General features: G+C 66.2%; 14 protein-coding genes. 10 read left to right on the top strand and 4 right to left on the bottom strand.

Features of this window, described 5'->3' with window-relative positions:
• The first annotated feature begins 18 nt into the window (after positions 1–18).
• From gyrA to KF724_06620, 5 genes are all read left to right on the top strand, one after another.
• Positions 19–2,592 carry a DNA gyrase subunit A gene (gyrA, locus tag KF724_06640; protein ID MBX3355358.1) on the top strand — a complete coding sequence of 858 codons (2,574 nt, stop codon included), beginning with the start codon at positions 19–21 and terminating at the stop codon, positions 2,590–2,592.
• 313 nt (positions 2,593–2,905) lie between these two features.
• Positions 2,906–3,241 carry an STAS domain-containing protein gene (locus tag KF724_06635; GenBank protein MBX3355357.1) on the top strand — a complete coding sequence of 112 codons (336 nt, stop codon included), beginning with the start codon at positions 2,906–2,908 and terminating at the stop codon, positions 3,239–3,241.
• A gap of 46 nt (positions 3,242–3,287) precedes the next feature.
• A complete protein-coding gene (locus KF724_06630; protein MBX3355356.1) occupies positions 3,288–3,707 on the top strand; it encodes a biopolymer transporter ExbD in 420 nt (139 codons plus the stop codon).
• A 41-nt stretch (positions 3,708–3,748) separates the two neighbouring features.
• Positions 3,749–5,218: a hypothetical protein gene (locus KF724_06625; protein MBX3355355.1), complete on the top strand. Its 1,470-nt coding sequence runs from the start codon at positions 3,749–3,751 to the stop codon at positions 5,216–5,218.
• 178 nt (positions 5,219–5,396) lie between these two features.
• Positions 5,397–6,365 (top strand): VOC family protein, encoded by a 969-nt coding sequence (locus KF724_06620; GenBank protein ID MBX3355354.1) that lies wholly within the window; start codon positions 5,397–5,399, stop codon positions 6,363–6,365.
• A gap of 10 nt (positions 6,366–6,375) precedes the next feature.
• Here the strand turns inward: KF724_06620 and surE are convergent, their stop codons facing one another.
• On the bottom strand, positions 6,376–7,176 hold the full coding sequence (surE, locus tag KF724_06615; GenBank protein ID MBX3355353.1) for a 5'/3'-nucleotidase SurE: 801 nt from the start codon (positions 7,174–7,176) through the stop codon (positions 6,376–6,378).
• Between the two features lie 13 nt (positions 7,177–7,189).
• Complete coding sequence (locus KF724_06610) at positions 7,190–8,458, bottom strand: glycosyltransferase (GenBank protein MBX3355352.1); 1,269 nt, start codon at positions 8,456–8,458, stop codon at positions 7,190–7,192.
• Between the two features lie 58 nt (positions 8,459–8,516).
• Here KF724_06610 and KF724_06605 point away from each other — a divergent pair, with 58 nt between their 5' ends.
• The gene (locus KF724_06605) at positions 8,517–9,158 is read left to right on the top strand and encodes an NAD(P)H-hydrate epimerase (GenBank protein ID MBX3355351.1); all 642 of its coding nucleotides are present in this window, start codon (positions 8,517–8,519) and stop codon (positions 9,156–9,158) included.
• A 28-nt stretch (positions 9,159–9,186) separates the two neighbouring features.
• Here the strand turns inward: KF724_06605 and KF724_06600 are convergent, their stop codons facing one another.
• A complete protein-coding gene (locus KF724_06600) occupies positions 9,187–9,939 on the bottom strand; it encodes a YbhB/YbcL family Raf kinase inhibitor-like protein (protein MBX3355350.1) in 753 nt (250 codons plus the stop codon).
• A 56-nt stretch (positions 9,940–9,995) separates the two neighbouring features.
• Between KF724_06600 and KF724_06595 the strand changes: the two genes are divergently transcribed.
• Genes KF724_06595 through KF724_06585 form a run of 3 tightly spaced genes read left to right on the top strand, consistent with a single transcriptional unit; the run spans position 9,996 to position 14,148 of the window.
• On the top strand, positions 9,996–11,639 hold the full coding sequence (locus tag KF724_06595) for an ABC transporter permease (GenBank protein MBX3355349.1): 1,644 nt from the start codon (positions 9,996–9,998) through the stop codon (positions 11,637–11,639).
• Positions 11,632–12,405: an ABC transporter ATP-binding protein gene (locus tag KF724_06590; protein MBX3355348.1), complete on the top strand. Its 774-nt coding sequence runs from the start codon at positions 11,632–11,634 to the stop codon at positions 12,403–12,405. Before KF724_06595 ends, KF724_06590 begins: the two co-directional genes overlap by 8 nt.
• Before the next feature lie 12 nt (positions 12,406–12,417).
• On the top strand, positions 12,418–14,148 hold the full coding sequence (locus KF724_06585) for a cation:proton antiporter (GenBank protein MBX3355347.1): 1,731 nt from the start codon (positions 12,418–12,420) through the stop codon (positions 14,146–14,148).
• A gap of 147 nt (positions 14,149–14,295) precedes the next feature.
• Here the strand turns inward: KF724_06585 and KF724_06580 are convergent, their stop codons facing one another.
• Positions 14,296–15,612, bottom strand: a complete 1,317-nt coding sequence (locus tag KF724_06580; protein MBX3355346.1) for a hypothetical protein — start codon at positions 15,610–15,612, stop codon at positions 14,296–14,298.
• A 277-nt stretch (positions 15,613–15,889) separates the two neighbouring features.
• Between KF724_06580 and KF724_06575 the strand changes: the two genes are divergently transcribed.
• Positions 15,890–18,427: an ATP-dependent Clp protease ATP-binding subunit gene (locus KF724_06575; protein ID MBX3355345.1), complete on the top strand. Its 2,538-nt coding sequence runs from the start codon at positions 15,890–15,892 to the stop codon at positions 18,425–18,427.
• Positions 18,428–18,443 lie beyond the last annotated feature (16 nt).

The raw sequence follows: 18,443 nt of genomic DNA, 5'->3' as shown, positions 1-18,443 counted from the left end.
GCGTAGAATCATCGATTCATGGCAGACGCCCCGGACCAGGAGTCAACGGCACCCATCGATCGGGTGCTCGAGCAGGAGATCGACCAGGAGCTGCACGACAGCTACCTGACCTATGCGATGAGCACGATCATGGATCGGGCCCTGCCCGATGTCCGTGATGGGCTCAAGCCGAGCCAGCGCCGCGTGCTGGTGGCCATGCACGATCTCAACCTGACGCCCGGTCGCAAGCACATCAAGTGCGCCAAGATCTGCGGCGACACGAGCGGCAACTACCACCCGCACGGCGAGAGCGTCATCTACCCGACGCTCGTGAACCTCGGCCAGGCGTGGAAGACGCGCTACCTGCTCGTCGACAAGCAGGGCAACTTCGGTTCGATCGAGGGCGATCCGCCCGCGGCCATGCGATACACGGAAGCGCGCATGACCGCTGCCTCGGTGGCCATGCTCGAGGATCTCGACAAGGAGACCGTCGACTTCAGGCCCAACTACGACGAGCGCCTGGAAGAGCCGACCGTGCTGCCGGGGCGCTTCCCCAATCTGCTGGTCAACGGTTCGACGGGCATCGCCGTCGGAATGGCGAGCGCGATGCCGCCGCACAATCTCTCGGAGATCTGCGATGCGATCGTGGCCGTCATCGATCAGCCGGAGATCGGACTCGAAGAACTCATGAAGCTGGTGCCCGGGCCCGATTTCCCCACCGGAGGCAGCATCATCGGCCGCCGCGGCATCATCGAGGCGTACGCCACGGGCCGGGGCAGGATCACGCTGCGCGGCAAGGTGCACCACACGAAGGATGGCACGCGCGACGCCATCGTCATCGACGAGATCCCCTACCAGGTCAACCAGAGTTCGCTCATCGAGAAGATCGTCGAGTCGAGCCGCGAGGGGCGCATCAGTGATGTCGCCGATGTGAAGAACCACTCCGGGCGTGATGCCCAGACGCGCATCGTCGTGGTGCTGCGCAAGGGCGCCGATCCCGAGGTCGTCGAGAAGCAGCTCTACGAGTACACGCCCCTCCAGAGCAACTTCAGCGTGGCGAACATTGCGCTGGTCAACAGCCAGCCGCGCACGCTCGGCTTGAAGGCGCTGCTCCAGGGCTACATCGACCATCGGCGCCAGGTCGTCCGGCGTCGCACCGCCTACCTGCTCCGCCAGGCGAAGCAGCAGGCGCATCGCCTTGAAGGTCTCATCTACGCCGTCTGCGACATCGACGAGGTGATTCGCATCATCCGGCAGAGCCGCGAGCGTGAAGAGGCGATCACGGCGCTGATGGACCGCGGCTTCCGGATCGCCGCCGACCATCGCTACGCGCCGCTCATTCCGCGGCAGGTCATCGAGCGCACGCACCTTGTGCCCGAGGGGGCCCGCCTGACCCGAGTGCAGGCCGAGGCGATCGGCGCCATGCGGCTGATCCAGCTCGTCGGCCTTGAAGTGGAGAAGCTTGCCGCCGAGTTCACGAAGCTCCTCGAGGAGATCGAGGGCTACGAGGCGATTCTCGCGGATGAGAAGCTCGTGCTGGACATCATCCGCGAGGACACCATCGAGCTGAAGGACAAGTTCGGCGATGCCCGTCGCACTCGCATCGAGCAGGGCGAGGCCGAGGACTTCGACATCGAAGCGCTCATCACGGAGCACGATGTCGTCGTCACGATCAGCCACGAGGGCTATGTGAAGCGCTTGCCGGTCGACACCTATCGCACCCAGGGGCGCGGCGGCGTTGGCATTCGCGGCAGCGATGCCAAGGAAGGCGACTTCATCGAGCAGATCTTCACCGGGTCGAGCCACGATGATCTCCTCTGCTTCACCACCACCGGGCGCGTCTTCCGCACGAAGGTCTGGCAGATTCCGGAGATGTCCCGGACCAGCAAGGGCCGCCACATCCGCCAGGTGCTCGAGATGCGCGACGATGAGTCGATCCGCACCTTCCTTCCGGTGGCCGGATTCGAGTCACGCGAGGACTACCTCTTCTTCGTGACGGCGCAGGGGCGTGTGAAGCGCACGGCGCTCGGCGACTACCGGAATGTCAACCGATCGGGCATCATCGCGGTGAACCTCAACGACGGCGATCGCCTGGTCGAGGTCCTGCTTACGAGCGGCCGCGATCATGTGCTTCTGGCGACCGCGAGCGGCATGGCCATCCGCTTCGACGAGAATGATGCCCGTGTGATGGGCCGTGCGGCCGCGGGCGTGAAGGGCGTCGAGCTTGAGGAGGGCGACGAGGTCGTCGGCGCCGTGCGCTGCGACGATGCGAGCGATCTGCTTACCGTGACCCAGCACGGCTACGGCAAGCGCACGCCGCTTCTTGAGTACCTGGTGCACAGCGAAGATGGCTCGACGCGTGCCCAGAGTCGCGGCGGCAAGGGTCGCATCGACATCAAGACCACCGAGCGCAACGGGCGCGTCGTCGCGATTCACAGCGTGCGCCCGAGCGATGATCTCATGTTCATCAGCCGCGGCGGCATGATCGTTCGAGTGAGCGCCGGCGAGATCAGCCAGATCGGCCGGAACACGCAGGGCGTTCGCGTCATCAAGCTGCGCGACGATGATGCGCTCATCGCCGCCGCGAAGGTCGTCGCCGAGAGCGACGCATAGCGTTTGGAGCACACGCTTCGAAGTGGAGAGCGGCGCGTCGAGGCTCGAGTCCTCAAGTCGAGAGCGACGCGTAGCACCGGGAGCACTCGCTTCGAGTGAGAGAGCGCCGGACCGAGGCCCGAGTCTTGAAGTCGAGTGCGACGCCAAGCAACGGGAGTAATCGCCTCGAAATGGCGCATGCCCCGATGTGTCGAGTCACGCATCGGCACTGGGAGCAACGCCTCGCGTCGCGTGACGCGATTCGAGGTCGAGGCCCTCGCGTCGGCATGTCACCCGGGCGCAACGCGGCACGAGACTCCGTTATGCTTCCGCCATGCCGCTGACTGAGTGGTCCGACGAGATCCTGCTGGTCGAACTCGCCGAAGAGCCCATCTTCTCCGAGGAGATGGGCAACCTCGCCTCGCGCCTCGAGCATGGCGAAGCGCGGCATGTCGTGCTCGACCTTCGCAATGTCATCACGCTCAACTCGTCCAATCTCGCCCAACTGCTGCGCCTTCGCAAGAAGGTGCTCTCCCTGGGCAAGCGGCTGCGCCTCTGCGGCGTGCGGGACACGGTCTGGAGCGTCCTGCTCGTGACCGGTCTCGACAAGGTCTTCGACTTCAACGAGGATGTGACGGCGGCGCTGGCGTCGATGCAGATGAGCCTCTGATCTCGGTCGAGGCTCCGCGCCGACCGCGCGACACACCAAGGGTGCCATGAGACGCCTTCGACGATCGCGATGGGAGCCTCGAATCGAGCTCACGCCGCTCATCGACATCATGGTCTTCCTGATGACCTTCTTCATCTACTCGCTGGTGCTGGTCGTGCAGGTCGACATCCTGCCCATGGAACTCCGCACGCTCGTGGCGAGCCGGGAGGCGACACCCGCACCGGCCGTGACGGTGAGCATCGATCTCGACGGCAATCTCTACTTCAATCGCGAGGCGATCGAGTTGGAGGAGATCGCACCGCGCCTCCAGCGCGAGCGCGATCGCGAACCTCGAACGGTCTTCTATCTCGCGATCGCCGAGGGCGCCACCGAGGTCGACCGGGCGCCGCTGCTTCAGGATGTCCTGAGCCGCGTCCACGCCTCGGGCGTGCCGATCTCGCTGGTTGGAAGGCCGCGCCCCCGCTGATCTGCCCTTCACGAGTCCCTCCGCCTACGATGAGAACCGTCGTGGCATCTCGCGACTCAATTCCCCTCTCGGTCTGCATCGCCGCGTCGCTGCTCATTCATGCAGCGGTGCTCATTCCGGCGCTCGCTCGGGCGCTCGACGGGGAGGGCGCCATGCTCGCGGACCTCGACCTCACGGCGGCGGATCGCGAGGAACCGGAGCGTGACGAGGACACACCTGAAGAGGAATCCGAGGATCCGAGTGAACCGCCGAAGCGCCCGATCGAGATGCAGCGCCTCAGGCTCGGCATCGACCAGGGCTCCGACGAGCCGCTGACCACATGGATCGGGTACGACCAGTACCAGGAGCATCTCGCGCGACTCTCCGAGGTTGAGCAGGCGGCGATGCGCATGGAGGAGTCGGGCGGCGCACCGCCCCCCCCGGCGCCACCCGGCGCCCTGAGCCAAGCGTCGCCGCTCACGCCTCCGGCGCCGAACGACGCGCCGCCAAGTCCCATCACCGAGAGCGAGCGTGCACATGAGCGCGGACAACTCGCCCGAAGTCGTCCTGCGGCTCCACCGCTTGAGCCCGATCGCTCACCGAATGCGGCGCCCTCGCCGGATCGAGCCGTCGACGCCACGGCGCAAACCCGTGAGCCGGTGACGGCGCCACTGCCTTCGCCGCCCGTGCCGGAGAAGCCGCCGAGCGAGACACCACCACCTTCGGCACCGCGCGAAAGCGAACCGCCATCGCCCACCGCGCCCGCTCCGGCGCCACCCGCGCAGGCGTCACCCACGCCCGACAACATCGTGCGGCCGGTCGATGACCGCAGCGAACCGACGCCTCTGCCAAGCGAAGTTCCACCCTCGCCGGAAGCCGAACCGACGCAAGAGCCACCAGTGGCCCCGGAACCGCCCGCACCGCAACCGGTCCCGGCAACGCCCGCCATCGTCGCTCCAGTGCGGCCGGAGCCGACACCGCCCGCCTCCGAGCCCTCGCCGCAGGTTCCGCCGGTTCCTGAGGATCTTGAGACCGCTCCCGAGCATCACGAGCCCGCGCCGAACGCGCCGCCGTCGCCTCCACCGAGACCAGAGGGCGCTCCGCCGATGCCGCCAGCTCCCGACGCTTCAGACGCTCCGACACGGCCCGCTGCCACGCCCGGCCCGCCCGCGGATGGTGAACTCAGTGATCGTGAGGCTGATGCAACTTCGACGATCGATGTCCCTGCCGAACGGTGGCGCAATGGACGGCCGCTTGCCGCGCGCGGTCTCCAGATCCTGACGCGCCGGCCGGCGCTCCTTCCCGAGTATCTCGCCGTTCAGGTTTCGCCCGGCCGCAATCCCATCTTCGAACTTCAGTTCGATCGCCAGGGAGTGGTGCGGAAGGTCACCATGATCGAAAGTTCGGGCCTGCCGCAGCTCGACGATCGACTCGTGGACTCCCTCTACCGCTGGCGCGCACGCGGCGAGCAGCTCTCGACGCTCGGTGCCGACGAGCGCCTGAAGCTCTCGATGCGCATGCTGGTGCGCTAGCTCAATGCGAACGGCGCCTTGCAACGCGGACGAGACAAGGCGGTTTCGCCAAGCGAAAGGCGTTCGCGGCGAACCGCGCTGGCTCATGACCGGGCGCGTGATTCAAGCTCCCAGCGATCGAACGACTCGGACGGTGCCGCCGTGGTTGGTCTGCCGCTCCTGAGCATGAATTCGTGAGATGTCAGATCGACCCGCTCCCATCCTCGGGCTTCATCATGTCACCGCCATCGCCTCCGATGCGCAGGCCAATCTCGACTTCCATGTCGGCGTGCTCGGGCTGCGCCTCATCAAGCGGACGGTGAACTTCGACGACCCGAGCGCCGCTCACTTCTACTTTGCCGACTCGACCGGATCTCCCGGAACAGTGCTCACCTTCTTTCCATGGCGTCATGTCAAGCGCGGTCAGCGTGGCTCGGGTGAGACTCAAGCGACGGCGTTCGCCATTGCGCCTGACTCGATCGGCTGGTGGAGCGAGCGCCTGTCGAGGCTCGGAGTTGACTTGATCGAAACGGGCGAGCGATTTGCTGATCCGTTCATCGCCTTCGAGGACCCCGACGGAATGCGGCTCGAACTGGTGGCGTCTGTTTCGCACTCGGACCTGCCGCAGGATGACGGCAGTGCACTGCCTCCCCTGCATGCGATTCGAGGCTTTCACTCAGTCACGCTGGCCGTGGCCGCCGTTGACGCCACAGCAGCCCTGCTGCGCGACACGATGGGTTTCGTCGAACGCGAATCAGAGGGATCACGCCTCCGACTCACCGCCACCAGCGGGCCGACCACACCGGCCCGAGCCATCGACCTCCTCTCGACTCCCGATGCTCCGCCATCGAAGCTCGGTGCCGGCAGCGTGCACCACATTGCCTTCCGGATGGCGGATGAAGCGGATCAGGTGCGCTGGCATGCCGCCCTCTCGGAACATGGAGTGAAGTCCACCCGAATCGTCGATCGACACTACTTCCGCTCCCTCTACTTCAGGGAGCCGGGCGGTGTCATCTTCGAGTTCGCCACGGACCTGCCCGGCTTCGCCATCGACGAGCCCGTCGATCAGCTCGGCCATGACCTCATGCTTCCAGCATGGCTTGAGAGTCGTCGTGACTCGATCGTTGCCGCGCTGCCGAAGGTGACACTCCCCGCGGTGAAGCCGTGACCGCGCCGGCTCACCTCGCGGCGGCGGCATCGGCGAGCCTCCCGCGCCACGACTCGAGGCGCGAGTGGTCGGTCAGGTCGAAGTGCAGCGGAGTGATCGTCACGGCCCGCTGCGCGAGGGCTTCGACATCGCTCTCTTCGGCGGTGTGAATGAACTCCATGCCATTGCCCGTGGGCCAGTAGTAGTCGTGACCCTCGGGGCTGGTGCGGCGCTCATAGCCGTCGGCAGCCGGCGCGGTGTTCATCGACACGACGCGCATCGGCGGCATCGGCGCATCGGCTCGCTCGGTGATGGGGACATTGATGTTCACGACGCGATGAGCATCAAGAGGGTGCAGAAGCACGCGATCGATGGCGGTGCGCGCGATCTCCGCCGCTCGCGGCAGGTGCGTCTCAAGGCGACGGCCGATGTAGAGGCTGACCGCGATCGCCGGCACGCCGAGGAAGGCCGCCTCGATGGCCGCCGCGACCGTGCCCGAATAGATGACATTGATGCCCGCGTTCGCCCCGAAGTTCATGCCGCTGATCACGAGATCAGGACGAGAGCCCGCTCCATGCCACGAGGGCCAGAGGCTCTTGAGCGTCAGCTTCACACAGTCGGCGGGAGTGCCCTCGACGGCGATCCCCTCGATGCGCGGGAGCTTCATGCGCCGCGTCATGAGCGGGCGATGGAAGGTAATGCCGTGACTCTCCGCGCTCTGCACCGTGGCCGGAGCGACCACCGTCACTTCGCCGAGGTCTCGAATGGAGTCATGTAACGCCTCGATGCCAGGCGCGAAGATGCCGTCGTCGTTGGTCAGGAGAATGCGCATAGTTCAGGTAGCTCTACCGTGGCTCAAGGACATACTCGCGGCCGCCCCACCGCACCGGGCGCCGCCGCAGAAGGTCGCGGGCGCCGCCCCAGAGCGAGCGCAGCACATGCCAGGAACCGAGGGGATAGAAGGGTACGCCGACGAGCGGCGCCGAGGAGTGGCGATAGCAGGTCGCGAGCGCCGCCGTGCGCAGCAGATTGGCCGCAAAGGCGATGAGGAGTGAAGCCACCGCGACTCCGGCGATCGACGAGTCGGCGTGACCCGCTTCGGGAAGCGCTGCCCCCGTCCCGCTGCTTCCTTCTGTCACCATCAGGGCCACGAGCGCCATGATGACAACCAGCACCTCGACGAATGGCTGCGCGACGCCGAGAAGGAACACTTCGATCGCCTTCCGCCGAAGTCTCGTGGGTGAGCGAAGGCACGCCTCGATGAAGATGCGCTTCCAGCCTTCCACAAACGAGGTGAGCGATTCGTACATGCGCACCACCAGCAGCGGTCCAGCAACGAAGAGTCCGCAGCGACCGCCTGCGCGATCCCGCACGGCGCGGGCGAAGGCGATGTCCTCGAGCAGATCGTCGCGCACGGCGGCGTGGCCTCCGAGGCGCTCATAGGTCGAGCGCTCGAAGAGCATGAACTGCCCATTGGCAAAGACACGCGGGTTCGTCGGTCGATTGGCGCTGGAGACCGGATACATCCGCAGCAGGGTCAACGCGGCGACGGGCTGCGAGACGCGCTCGAAGAAGCGCTCCGAGGTGAGCGTAGGAAGCAGTGACAGAAGGGAGAGCCCTCGATGCCTCAGGAGCGCCACCGAGGCCCGAACGAGGCGCGGGTCGAAGGCCGTGTCGGCATCAGTGAAGAGGAGCGCCTCGCCACGAGCCGACTCGGCGCCGACTCGCGCGGCATTGCACTTCCCCGCCCACTCCGGTGGACAGGAGTGATTCTCGATGATCACCAGCCGGGAGTCCGCCTGCGCCAACGGGCGCAGCCGCTCAAGGGTCGAGTCGGTGCAGCGATCGAGCACGAAGATCACCTCGATCGAGGGATAGTCCGAGGCGAGAAGGGCCTTCGCACAGGCCGGGGCGAGTTGCTCCTCGTTGTGGGCGGGCACGACCACGCTGACCGTCGGCCAGCCGCCTTCGGGCTCACCGAGCGCCAGTCCCTCTTCCACCCGTGCCAGCCGGATGAGCTCGCGCGCAATGCGGAAGATCGCCACCGCCCAGTAGACACCACCCGCGGCGCAAACCCCGGCGCCGACAAGCAGGGCGATGCGAAGAGTCTCCATCGGCGGCAAGCGTAGCACTCGAGCGCCATGCGGTGAGGCGGGTCGGTACCGTGTGGCCATGCGACTGCTCACCCGTGCCCAGGCGAGAGCGTTCGACCAACATGCGATCGAGACACTCGGGGTTCCCGGCATGGTGCTCATGGAGAACGCCGCCATCGGTTGCGTGGCTCTGCTGCGCGAACTCGTCGCTCCTGAATGGCGCGGCGCCCGGCTCGAGATCGTCTGTGGCCCCGGCAACAACGGCGGTGATGGCTTCGCGATCGCACGCCTCGCTCTCGTGCAAGGGGCAGCGCCGCGAGTGCGCCAGGTGGCACCGCCGCGCGCCGGCAGCGATGCCGAGATGCAGGCGAAGATCGCCGCGAGGCTTGGCATTCCCATCATCGGCTTCGGCGCGCCGGGCGATCCTCCACTCGAAGGCACGGTGATTGTCGATGCGCTCTACGGCACCGGTCTTGATCGAGCGCTGAGCGCCACTGATCAGCGCGCGATCGAAGCGATGAATGCGGCCGGTCTTCCCATTCTCGCCGTCGATGTCCCGTCGGGACTTGACGCCGATCGCGGCGTCCCTCTCGGCGCTGCGGTTCGAGCGACGCTGACCGCCACCATGGTCGCGCCCAAGGTCGGCTTCTCACTCCCCGGAGCCCGCGAGTGGACCGGCCGGGTCGAGGTCCTACCAATCGGCGTTCCGGCTCCCGAGTGAAGTGTGGGCCGTACGAGCCCGGAGAGCGTCAGGGCGTGTCCCGGTCCGGGCGCCCGCCCGGTGCCGTTCCCTGATCTCCACCTGGCGCCGATCCGCGCGGCCGCTCGGGCTCCTGCACGCCCGGAGGCGTCTCACCCGGTCGCCTCGCGCGAGAGAAGGTCCCGACGAATGAAGCCTCGGCGAGGATCATGTCCTTCATGCGCTGGCGCAGCGCATCGGCCGTCAGTCCACCCCGTGTCTCGGGAACGCCCTTGAGCGCATAGATGGTGAATCGATAGCGATGCGGCTGATTCCCCGGTGGAGTCGCGGGACCTCGATAGCCATCACGGTCCTTCGAAAAGCCGTTGGTGCCCTGCCTCGCACCGGCTGGTTCATCGAGTTCGCGGTCGCGCGGCAACCCTTCCGGCAGCGAGGTCGTCTCCGCGGGAATCGCGTAGATCACCCAGTGGACGAAGGGACGACCGCGAATATCGATGTCCTCGCAGATGATCGCGAAAGACTGCGTGCCTGCCGGGGCATTTCCCCACTCCAAGGGGGGCGACCGATCGTCACCGACGACCGTGTGCACATCGGGAATACGCGCGCCATCTCCGAACGCACTCGAGCGAAGGAAGAAGCTGTCGGGGGTGCGCGGTGTCGACGCGCCTCCGGGGCCCACGCCCGGGGAGCCACGGCCGGGAGCCGGATCCTGGGCCATCGCACTTCCAGCCGCGAGCAGCAGCAGCGCGGCGCCAAGAGCGAAGCGAAACGGCGGCAACGCTCGACGCGAGAGGAGTTCCATGCGTGCATCGTATGCGCCCGGAGCCGCAGCCGCCGCGTGGATACCATGCCGTCCGCGTGTATCCCCTCCTTCTGGTCAGGCGATATCTCACCTCGCGCGTGATCCCATTCATTGCGGTCGCTGCGGTCGCCCTCTGCGTGGCGCTCGTCATCACCGTGGTCAGCGTGATGTCGGGGTTCCTCGAGATGGTCCGCACCAGCGGCCGCTCGCTCTGGGGCGATGTCATCATCTCCCGGCCGCTCCAGGGGATTCCCGACTACGAGAGCCTGATCGCCGCAATCCTCGAGCAACCTGAGGCCGCCGCCGCCGCGCCGATCGTTGAGACCTATGGCGTGCTCCGGATGCCCTATCCGGCGCACGAGGAGAAGAGCGTCAATCCAGTGCAGGTGTGGGCCATCGACCCGGAGAGCTTCGGGCAGGTGACGGGCTTTGACAGGACCATCTACTGGAAGCCCCCCGCCACCGCCGCCGAGGTTGATGCGATGCTGCCGGACGATCCGCGCCGCATTCTCCCGCCGGACATTCTCGATCGCACCCGGCGCATGGAGGGTGTCAACGGTCGCCCGGGTGCGATCCTGGGTATCCATGTCAGCATCGGCAACACGCGCGAGTCCGATGGCTCCTATCGCTTCATTGGCGGCTGGTGGATGCCGAACCACGAGGTCACGCTGACGGTGGCTCCGATCTCGGGGCGCGGTCGAGTCGGCGAGATGCGCGATCTCGTGATGCCGGTGGTGAATGAGTTCGCGAGCGGCGTCTTCCAGGTCGACAAGCAGCGCGTCATGATCCCGCTCGTCGAGGGACAGCGGCTTCTTCGAATGAACGAGCAGCCGATCTATGACCGCACGGCGCCTCCTGCCGAGGATGGAAGCCTGCCGCTCATCGGCACGGCGCCAGCGCGCGCCACGCACATCTTCGTGCGGGGAGAGAGCGGCACCGACTCAAAGCGCCTTCGCGATGCGGTGGAACGGGCGTACATCTCGGTGTGGGAGTCGCAGCGCGACCGCCCACCGCTTGAGCGTCACCTGCCTGCCCGGAGCGAGATCACCATCAACACCTGGGAGCAGCAGCTCGCTGACATCATCGGACCGGTCGAAAAGGAGCGCGAAATGATGCGCATCCTCTTTTCGATCATCTATCTCGTCTGCGCGGGACTGGTCCTGAGCATCTTCTGGGCCATCGTGGCGGAGAAGACGCGCGACATCGGCATTCTGCGTGCGGTCGGCGCCGGCCGCAGCGGCATCCTGGCCATCTTTCTCCAGTATGGCGTGGCGATCGGGGTCGTCGGAAGTGCGGCCGGGGTCGGCCTCGCGTACCTCTTCGTGACGAACATCAATCGAGTGCATGCGGCGATCGGCGAGCCCGCGCCATGGTGGCTCGTGGTCCTGGTGGCGCTCGCGGCGGCCACCTGCGTCGCCGCAGCCATCTGGTCCCTATCCCGGGACACCATCCTGTGGGTCCTGCTCTGGACGGTGGGCGCGCTGGCGCTGACCGCTCTGGCTCTGGCGCTGCACTATCACAAGGGCTGGGTGATGTGGGATCCGCGCGTGTACTACTTCTCGCGCATTCCGAGCCAGGTCGACTGGGTGACGGCCGGCATCACGGTGGTGGGCGCCGTCGTCTTCAGCGTGCTCGGCGCGAGCGTGCCTGCGGCACGAGCCGCTGACATCGATCCCGTGAGGGCGCTGCGCTATGAGTAACCCAGTTGCGCCGGACCGAGGTGGATCGACCGCCGCACGATCATCCGGCGCTGGCAAGCCGCTTCCCGCTGGTGTGATGCTCGACGCCACCGACCTTCGGCGCACCTATCGCCTCGGTCGAGTGGCGGTGCCCGTGCTGAAGGGCGCGTCGATTCGAGTGCGCGAGGGCGAGTGGGTGGCGGTCCTCGGCAGCTCCGGCAGCGGCAAGAGCACGCTTCTGCACCTGCTGGGCGCGCTCGATCAGCCCGATCCAGATTCGGGGTCGATCCGTGTCCGAGACGGCGATCTCGCCCGGTTCTCGGGGCGTGCGCGCGACCGGTATCGGCGCCGCGAGGTCGGCTTCGTCTTTCAGTTCTACCACCTGCTGCCGGAGCTGTCGGTGTTGGAGAACACGCTTCTTCCCGCGCGGGTGGGGCGAGGCCCCCTTGCCTGGCCGGTCGCGGCGCGGGGTGCCCGTCGCCGCGCGAGCGACCTGCTCGAGTCCATGGGTCTTGGTCATCGGTTGAAGCACCGACCGCGCGAGCTCTCCGGTGGCGAGTGCCAGCGCGTCGCCATTGCTCGATCGCTGATGAACGAGCCGCCCCTGCTTCTCGCCGACGAGCCGACGGGCAATCTCGATGCGCACACTGGGCGGGAGATCCTTGATCTGCTCGCGGCGCGACACCGCGCTGGCCTCACGATGGTGATGGTGACCCATGATCCCAAGGTGGCCGAGCGCGCCGATCGAGTGGTGCGACTGGTCGATGGGCGGGTGGCGCACGACTGAGGTTGAACACCCGTGCTCGATCATCATCAGATCACGGTCCTCTTCTTCTCCATGGCGGTGCTGCTCGGGGTGGCCCGTGTCATGGGGGAAATCGCCCGTCGTTTCAGACAACCTGCGGTCCTGGGGGAGATCATGGCGGGCATCCTGTTGGGGCCCACCGTCCTTGGTGCGGTCTTTCCTCAGGGGCAGATGTGGCTCTTCCCATCGAGCGGAGATGGGGCCATCGCGCTTCAGGGCATCACCACGCTCTGCGTGACCCTCTTCATGCTCGTCGCGGGCATGGAGATCGACTTCTCCTCCATTCTGCGCCTTCGCAAGTCAGCGATCGTCATCGCGGCGTGCGGCATCTCGCTTCCCTTCACCATCGGCTTCACGCTGGGCCAGCTCACGCCGCGCGCGGTCGGCATCGAGCCCGGCGCCGACCCGCTGATCTTCTCGATCTTTCTCGGCATCGCGCTGTCGATCGCCGCCATGCCCGTCGCCGCCAAGATCCTGATGGATCTCAACCTCTTCCGCAGCGATCTCGGCATGGTGGTGATGGCCTCCGCAGTCATTCACGATCTCATCGGGTGGATGGGTTTTGCGCTGGTGCTGGCCATGATCGGCGCCGCAGCGCCAGTCGAGAGCGCCTTCACATCACTCGGGAGCGGGGTGGGGCTCACGATCGGGCTCACCATCGGTTTCGTCGTCTTCACGCTGACCGTCGGGCGCTGGATCATCGATCGGATGCTGCCATGGGTCCAGGCCCACACCCAGTGGCCGGGCGGCGTGCTCAGTGCGGCCATCACGCTCGGTCTTGCGGGCGCCGCGATCACTGAGTGGATCGGCGTGCACGCGATCTTCGGCGCCTTCATGGTGGGCATTGCCATTGGAGACTCGAAGCACCTCCAGCAGCGCACGCGGGCCACGGTCGAACAGTTCATCGCCAGCGTCTTCGCCCCGCTCTTCTTCGCGTCGATCGGCCTGCGGGTCGACTTTGTGGCGAACTTCGACCTGATGCTGGTGATCCTCATCCTGGTGATCGCCTGTGCGGGGGAGTCGATCGGCAGCGCCATGGGGGCGCTTCTGGCCGGTTTCCCCAAGCGGCAGGCGTGGGCCATCGGCTTCGCGCTCAATGCGCGCGGCGCCATGGAGATTGTGCTGGCCATGCTGGCACTCCAGGCCGGCGTCATCGGCGAGCGTCTCTTCGTGGCGCTCGTGATCATGGCGCTGGTCACGAGCATCATTGCCGGACCGGTCATGCAGGCCGTGCTCAAACGGCCGCGGCCGGTGCGAATGCGCGATCATCTCTCGGCGCGCTCATTCCTCCCGTACATCACCGCTGAGTCGAATGAAGTCGCGATCCGGCGCATGGCCGTCGCCGCCGCACCCCTCGCCGGAGTTCCGGCTAATGAGATTCACCAGGCCGTCTGGGAGCGCGAGCAGTCGATGCCAACCTCGCTTCCCAATGGTCTGGCGGTTCCGCACGGTCGCCTGGCGAGTCTGGAGAAGCCGATCGTGGTGGTGGCGCTCGCGCCATCGGGCGTGCCCTTTGATGCGCGCGACGGCCAGCTTTCGCGACTGCTCGTCATGGTGCTTACGCCGACCACGGGGCAGCAATCGCAGCTCGAGCTGCTCGCCGACATCGCGCGGACCTTCGCCCGCAAGGAGACGATCGACCGTGCCGTTGCCTCGGGCAGCTTCACTCGCTTCCTCGCCATGCTCAATGCGGCGGGCGACGACGGTGCCTCCCGGAGCGAGTAGTTCGCAGCGCGGCCTCAAGTTCCCGCCTCCACGCCGCGACCTCGGCCGGCCTCACTTCGGGAAGGACCGGCCGCGTTGCCTAGGCGCATCGGCGCGTGGCAGGGCCGATCCAACGGACCACCCGATCGCGCCGCCTCTCACCGGCCATCAGTCATTCGTGCGGTGCCACTTCACAAGCTCGTCGGCCAAGGTCTCGATCGGGAAGCCGAAATCCTCACGCAGCGCCTGCTCCCAGGGCTTGCCGCTCTTGACCGCGACGACCCAGTCCTTGAAGCGATCCTTCCCCCGGGCCGGAGCGAGTTTCGGCACGGTGTCGAGCATGAAGTTCGTCATGACATAGCCCACCGCATAACCGATCGCCTCTTCACCGGGCCATGAGCCGTCGTCATAGCGCATGCGGACAATGCGCGCCACATCGCCGCGCTGCCGCAGATAGCGCACCCCCTGCTCTCGTCGCAGGGCATCCATGGGGTTACGGAGATTGGCGCGAGACATCGCCATGTGTGCGATTCGATCGGCAAAGCCCTCGTTGGCCCATGTCGGCAATCGCATCGGCGTCAGGTAGCGATGCATGATGCCGTGCGTGGTCTCATGCAGCAGCACCGAAGCGAACATCAGCTCGTCATTCCCAAGGAAGCTGTTGATGAAGACCTTCGGTCCCTTCATATGACAGAGACCCAGCACGCCATCGGGAACCATCGTGCCGAAGGCGCTCGCCTCGACCACGCGGAAGCGCTCGCGCGTGGGGAAGATGAAGACGACCGCCTTGCCCCAGAAGAGGTTGATTCCAAGCTCCACATGCAGAAGCCGCATGCACATCTCGTACATGCCGTCGAGCTGCGACGCCCAGAATGCAGTCTGCCGGGGCTGAAGTTCCGAATAGAGGAGGAAGTACTTCGTCTCGACGAGCGGCATCGAGGCGCCGGCGTCGCGCATGATGCGCTCGGCGTCCTTCTTCATTTCCTCGGTGGCGGCCGACTGCTCCGAGGCGCTCAAGATCGGCCAGGGCTTCGCGTCGAACTCCCCTCCCTCGGGCAGGATGCTGCGAAGCCGCTGCTCGGCCGCCACGCGGCGGCGCTCCGTGCCGCGCTCGCGGGCGGCATCAATGGCCGGCCCGGCGTCACGATCAAGGCGCCGCGCCCGCACGAACGCCGCGTCGCTCAGCTTCTCGCCATCGGCCGCCTCGAGGAGCAGCTCTCCGAGCGCAATCCACTCCGCCGCGCTCCGCTCATCCATGACCATGCGTCGGATTCTGTTGATCTCCGCCGCGGGCAGCTCGCTCCAGCGCCGCGTGCCGAAGCTGCCGGTGATGCCCTGCTCATCCCATCGCTCCAGCATTCCTCGGACGATCGTCCCCGAGACGGTCCGGGTTCTGATTTCGATCGGTCGGGGGAGCACCTTCTCCTCGGCCGCCGCAACCAGCAGCAGGGCGAGGGCCATCAGCACGACCACAACCGTCGACACCGGTCGTGCCGAGTGCGCCGTTTTGGCAGTCGAATCTCCAGCCATGACACGAAAGACTACGCAGAAGATGCGCCATTCGATGGGAGGAACCCCTGAAGAGGCCCTCATGGCCGGTCGATGCTGTCGATGCGGCGCGGCACGACGGCGGCGAACAGGCCTCCGGATTGCGGTGATCGCCTGACGATCGGACCACGGGAACCTACGATTCCATGGTCCGTCCCGTCGGCAACGGCGTAGAGGAAGAGGATCCCGTTCGATCCAGCAGTCAGGAGGTCGCATGTTTGAAAGGCTCACCGATCGCGCCCGCAAGGTCATGGCCCTGGCCAACCAGGAGGCCCAGCGCTTCAACCACGAATACATCGGGACTGAGCACATCCTGCTCGGTCTCGTCAAGGAAGGCTCCGGCGTCGGAGCGAATGTCCTGAAGAACCTGGACATCGATCTGCGCAAGGTTCGCCTCGAGGTGGAGAAGCTCGTCAAGAGCGGCCCCGAAATGGTGACCATGGGCAAGCTGCCCCAGACGCCGCGGGCGAAGAAGGTCATCGAGTACGCGATCGAGGAGGCCCGGAACCTGAACCACAACTATGTGGGTACCGAGCACCTTCTGCTCGGCCTTCTGCGCGAGCAGGATGGCGTGGCCGCGCAGGTGCTCATGAACCTCGGACTCAAGCTCGAGGAAGTCCGCGACGAGGTGCTGAATCTCCTTGGCGCCGGCGCCGAGAGCGAGCAGGAAGGCGGCTCACCGCAGCCCGAGGCGGCGGAGCAGCCCGGTCCCCCGGAGGCCGCCCCCGGCACCGCCACCCGCCGCGGCAAGAGCAAGACCCCGGCGCTCGACAGCTTCGGGCGCGATCTCACCGAACTCGCCAAGAGCGGCGAGCTTGACCCAGTCATCGGCCGTCAGCGTGAAATCGAGCGTCTCATTCAGGTGCTCTGCCGCCGGACCAAGAACAACCCCGTTCTCCTCGGCGAAGCGGGCGTCGGCAAGACGGCCATCGTCGAAGGCTTGGCGCAGTCCATCGTCTCGCAGGAGGTCCCCGACCTTCTCCATGACAAGCGCCTGGTGGTGCTCGACCTCGCCATGATGGTCGCCGGAACCAAGTATCGCGGCCAGTTCGAGGAGCGCATCAAGGCGGTCATGAGCGAAGTGCGCCGCGCGAAGAATGTCATCCTCTTCATCGACGAGCTGCACACGCTGGTTGGCGCTGGCGGCGCCGAGGGTGCGATCGACGCGAGCAATGTCCTGAAGCCTTCGCTCGCCCGCGGCGAGATCCAGTGCATTGGTGCGACCACCTTCGATGAGTACCGCAAGTACATCGAGAAGGATGCCGCGCTCGAGCGCCGCTTCCAGCCGATTCCCGTCGATCCGCCTTCGCCCGATCAGACGGTCGAGATCCTGAAGGGGCTCCGCGACAAGTACGCCACGCATCACCGCGTGCGCTATACCGACGAGGCGCTCCGCTCGGCGGTCGAGCTCTCGGGACGCTACATCCCCGGCCGCGTGCAGCCGGACAAGTCGATCGATGTCATCGACGAGGCTGGCGCCCGGCTTCGCCTGAAGAGCATGACGAAGCCGCCCGACCTCGCCGATCTCGAGGAGCGCATCGAGCGCCTCTCGATTGAGAAGGACGAGGCGGTCAAGAGCGCCGACTACGAGAAGGCCGCGGAGCTCCGCGACCAGGCGGAGAAGCTCCGCAAGGAGAAGGAGCGCGTGCAGCAGGCGTGGCGCGAGCGCATGAACGAGGTTGACGGCGTCGTCGACGAGGTCGTCATTGCCGAAGTCGTGAGCAAGATGACCGGCGTGCCGCTGACACGCCTCGAGAAGGAGGAGTCCCAGCGGCTGCTCCAGCTCGAGCAGGAGCTGCACAAGCGCGTCGTCGGGCAGGAGGAGGCCGTCCGCGCCGTCTCCCGCGCCATTCGCAAGGCGCGCTCCGGCCTCAAGGATCCGAAGCGACCGATGGGATCGTTCATGTTCCTCGGCCCGACCGGTGTCGGAAAGACGCTTCTCGCGAAGGCCCTCGCCGAGTTCATGTTCGGAGACCAGGACGCTCTCATGACGCTCGACATGAGCGAGTACATGGAGAAGCACAATGTCTCCCGGCTGATCGGCGCCCCACCCGGCTATGTCGGGTACGAGGAGGGCGGTCAGCTCACCGAGCGCATCCGCCGCCGTCCGTACGCGGTCGTGCTCCTCGACGAGGTCGAGAAGGCTCACCCCGATGTCTTCAACATGCTTCTCCAGGTGATGGAGGAAGGTCGTCTCACCGACAGCTTCGGACGCCATGTCGATTTCAGGAACACCATCCTGATCATGACCTCGAATATCGGCGCCGATGTCATCAAGGGCGGCAGTGCGTTCGGCTTCACCAAGCGAAGCGAAGTGCAGGACTACGAGAAGATGCGCAAGGCCCTGATGGGCGAGGTCGAGAAGCACTTCCGACCGGAGTTCATCAATCGCCTTGACGACACGATCGTCTTCCGTCCGCTCGTCAAGGATGATCTCAACCACATCATCGAGTTCGAGCTGGCCAAGGTGCGCGATCGCCTTCAGGCGAAGAACATGCAGATGGAACTCGACCAGCCCGCCAAGGACTTCCTGATCGAGAAGGGCTACAACCCCGACTTCGGCGCTCGACCGCTGCGCCGGGCCCTCGCCCAGTTCGTGGAGGATCCGCTTTCGGAGAACCTCCTCTCAGGCGAGTTCAACCCCGGCGACAAGATCTGGGTCACGCGGGAAGAAGGGAAGGAGCACCTCACCTTCAGGGCCGAGCACGCTCCGAGCCAGCCTCCGCCGCCCCAGCCCGCCAACGCCGGCTGAGGGTCCGTCGCAGGGT

This window comes from Phycisphaeraceae bacterium (genome assembly GCA_019636735.1).
GTDB lineage: Bacteria > Planctomycetota > Phycisphaerae > Phycisphaerales > SM1A02 > VGXK01.
The sequence above is the reverse complement of the archived record's forward strand: the minus strand, read 5'-3'. Positions and strand labels throughout refer to the sequence as shown.

Coding starts and splice junctions, on each gene's coding strand:
- KF724_06600 (MBX3355350.1), bottom strand. CDS start 9,939: ATGGAACTCCTCTCGCGTCGAGCGTTGCCGCCGTTTCGCTTCGCTCTT.
- KF724_06610 (MBX3355352.1), bottom strand. CDS start 8,458: ATGGAGACTCTTCGCATCGCCCTGCTTGTCGGCGCCGGGGTTTGCGCC.
- KF724_06575 (MBX3355345.1), top strand. CDS start 15,890: ATGTTTGAAAGGCTCACCGATCGCGCCCGCAAGGTCATGGCCCTGGCC.
- gyrA (MBX3355358.1), top strand. CDS start 19: ATGGCAGACGCCCCGGACCAGGAGTCAACGGCACCCATCGATCGGGTG.
- KF724_06630 (MBX3355356.1), top strand. CDS start 3,288: ATGAGACGCCTTCGACGATCGCGATGGGAGCCTCGAATCGAGCTCACG.
- KF724_06620 (MBX3355354.1), top strand. CDS start 5,397: ATGTCAGATCGACCCGCTCCCATCCTCGGGCTTCATCATGTCACCGCC.
- KF724_06605 (MBX3355351.1), top strand. CDS start 8,517: ATGCGACTGCTCACCCGTGCCCAGGCGAGAGCGTTCGACCAACATGCG.
- KF724_06590 (MBX3355348.1), top strand. CDS start 11,632: ATGAGTAACCCAGTTGCGCCGGACCGAGGTGGATCGACCGCCGCACGA.
- KF724_06635 (MBX3355357.1), top strand. CDS start 2,906: ATGCCGCTGACTGAGTGGTCCGACGAGATCCTGCTGGTCGAACTCGCC.
- surE (MBX3355353.1), bottom strand. CDS start 7,176: ATGCGCATTCTCCTGACCAACGACGACGGCATCTTCGCGCCTGGCATC.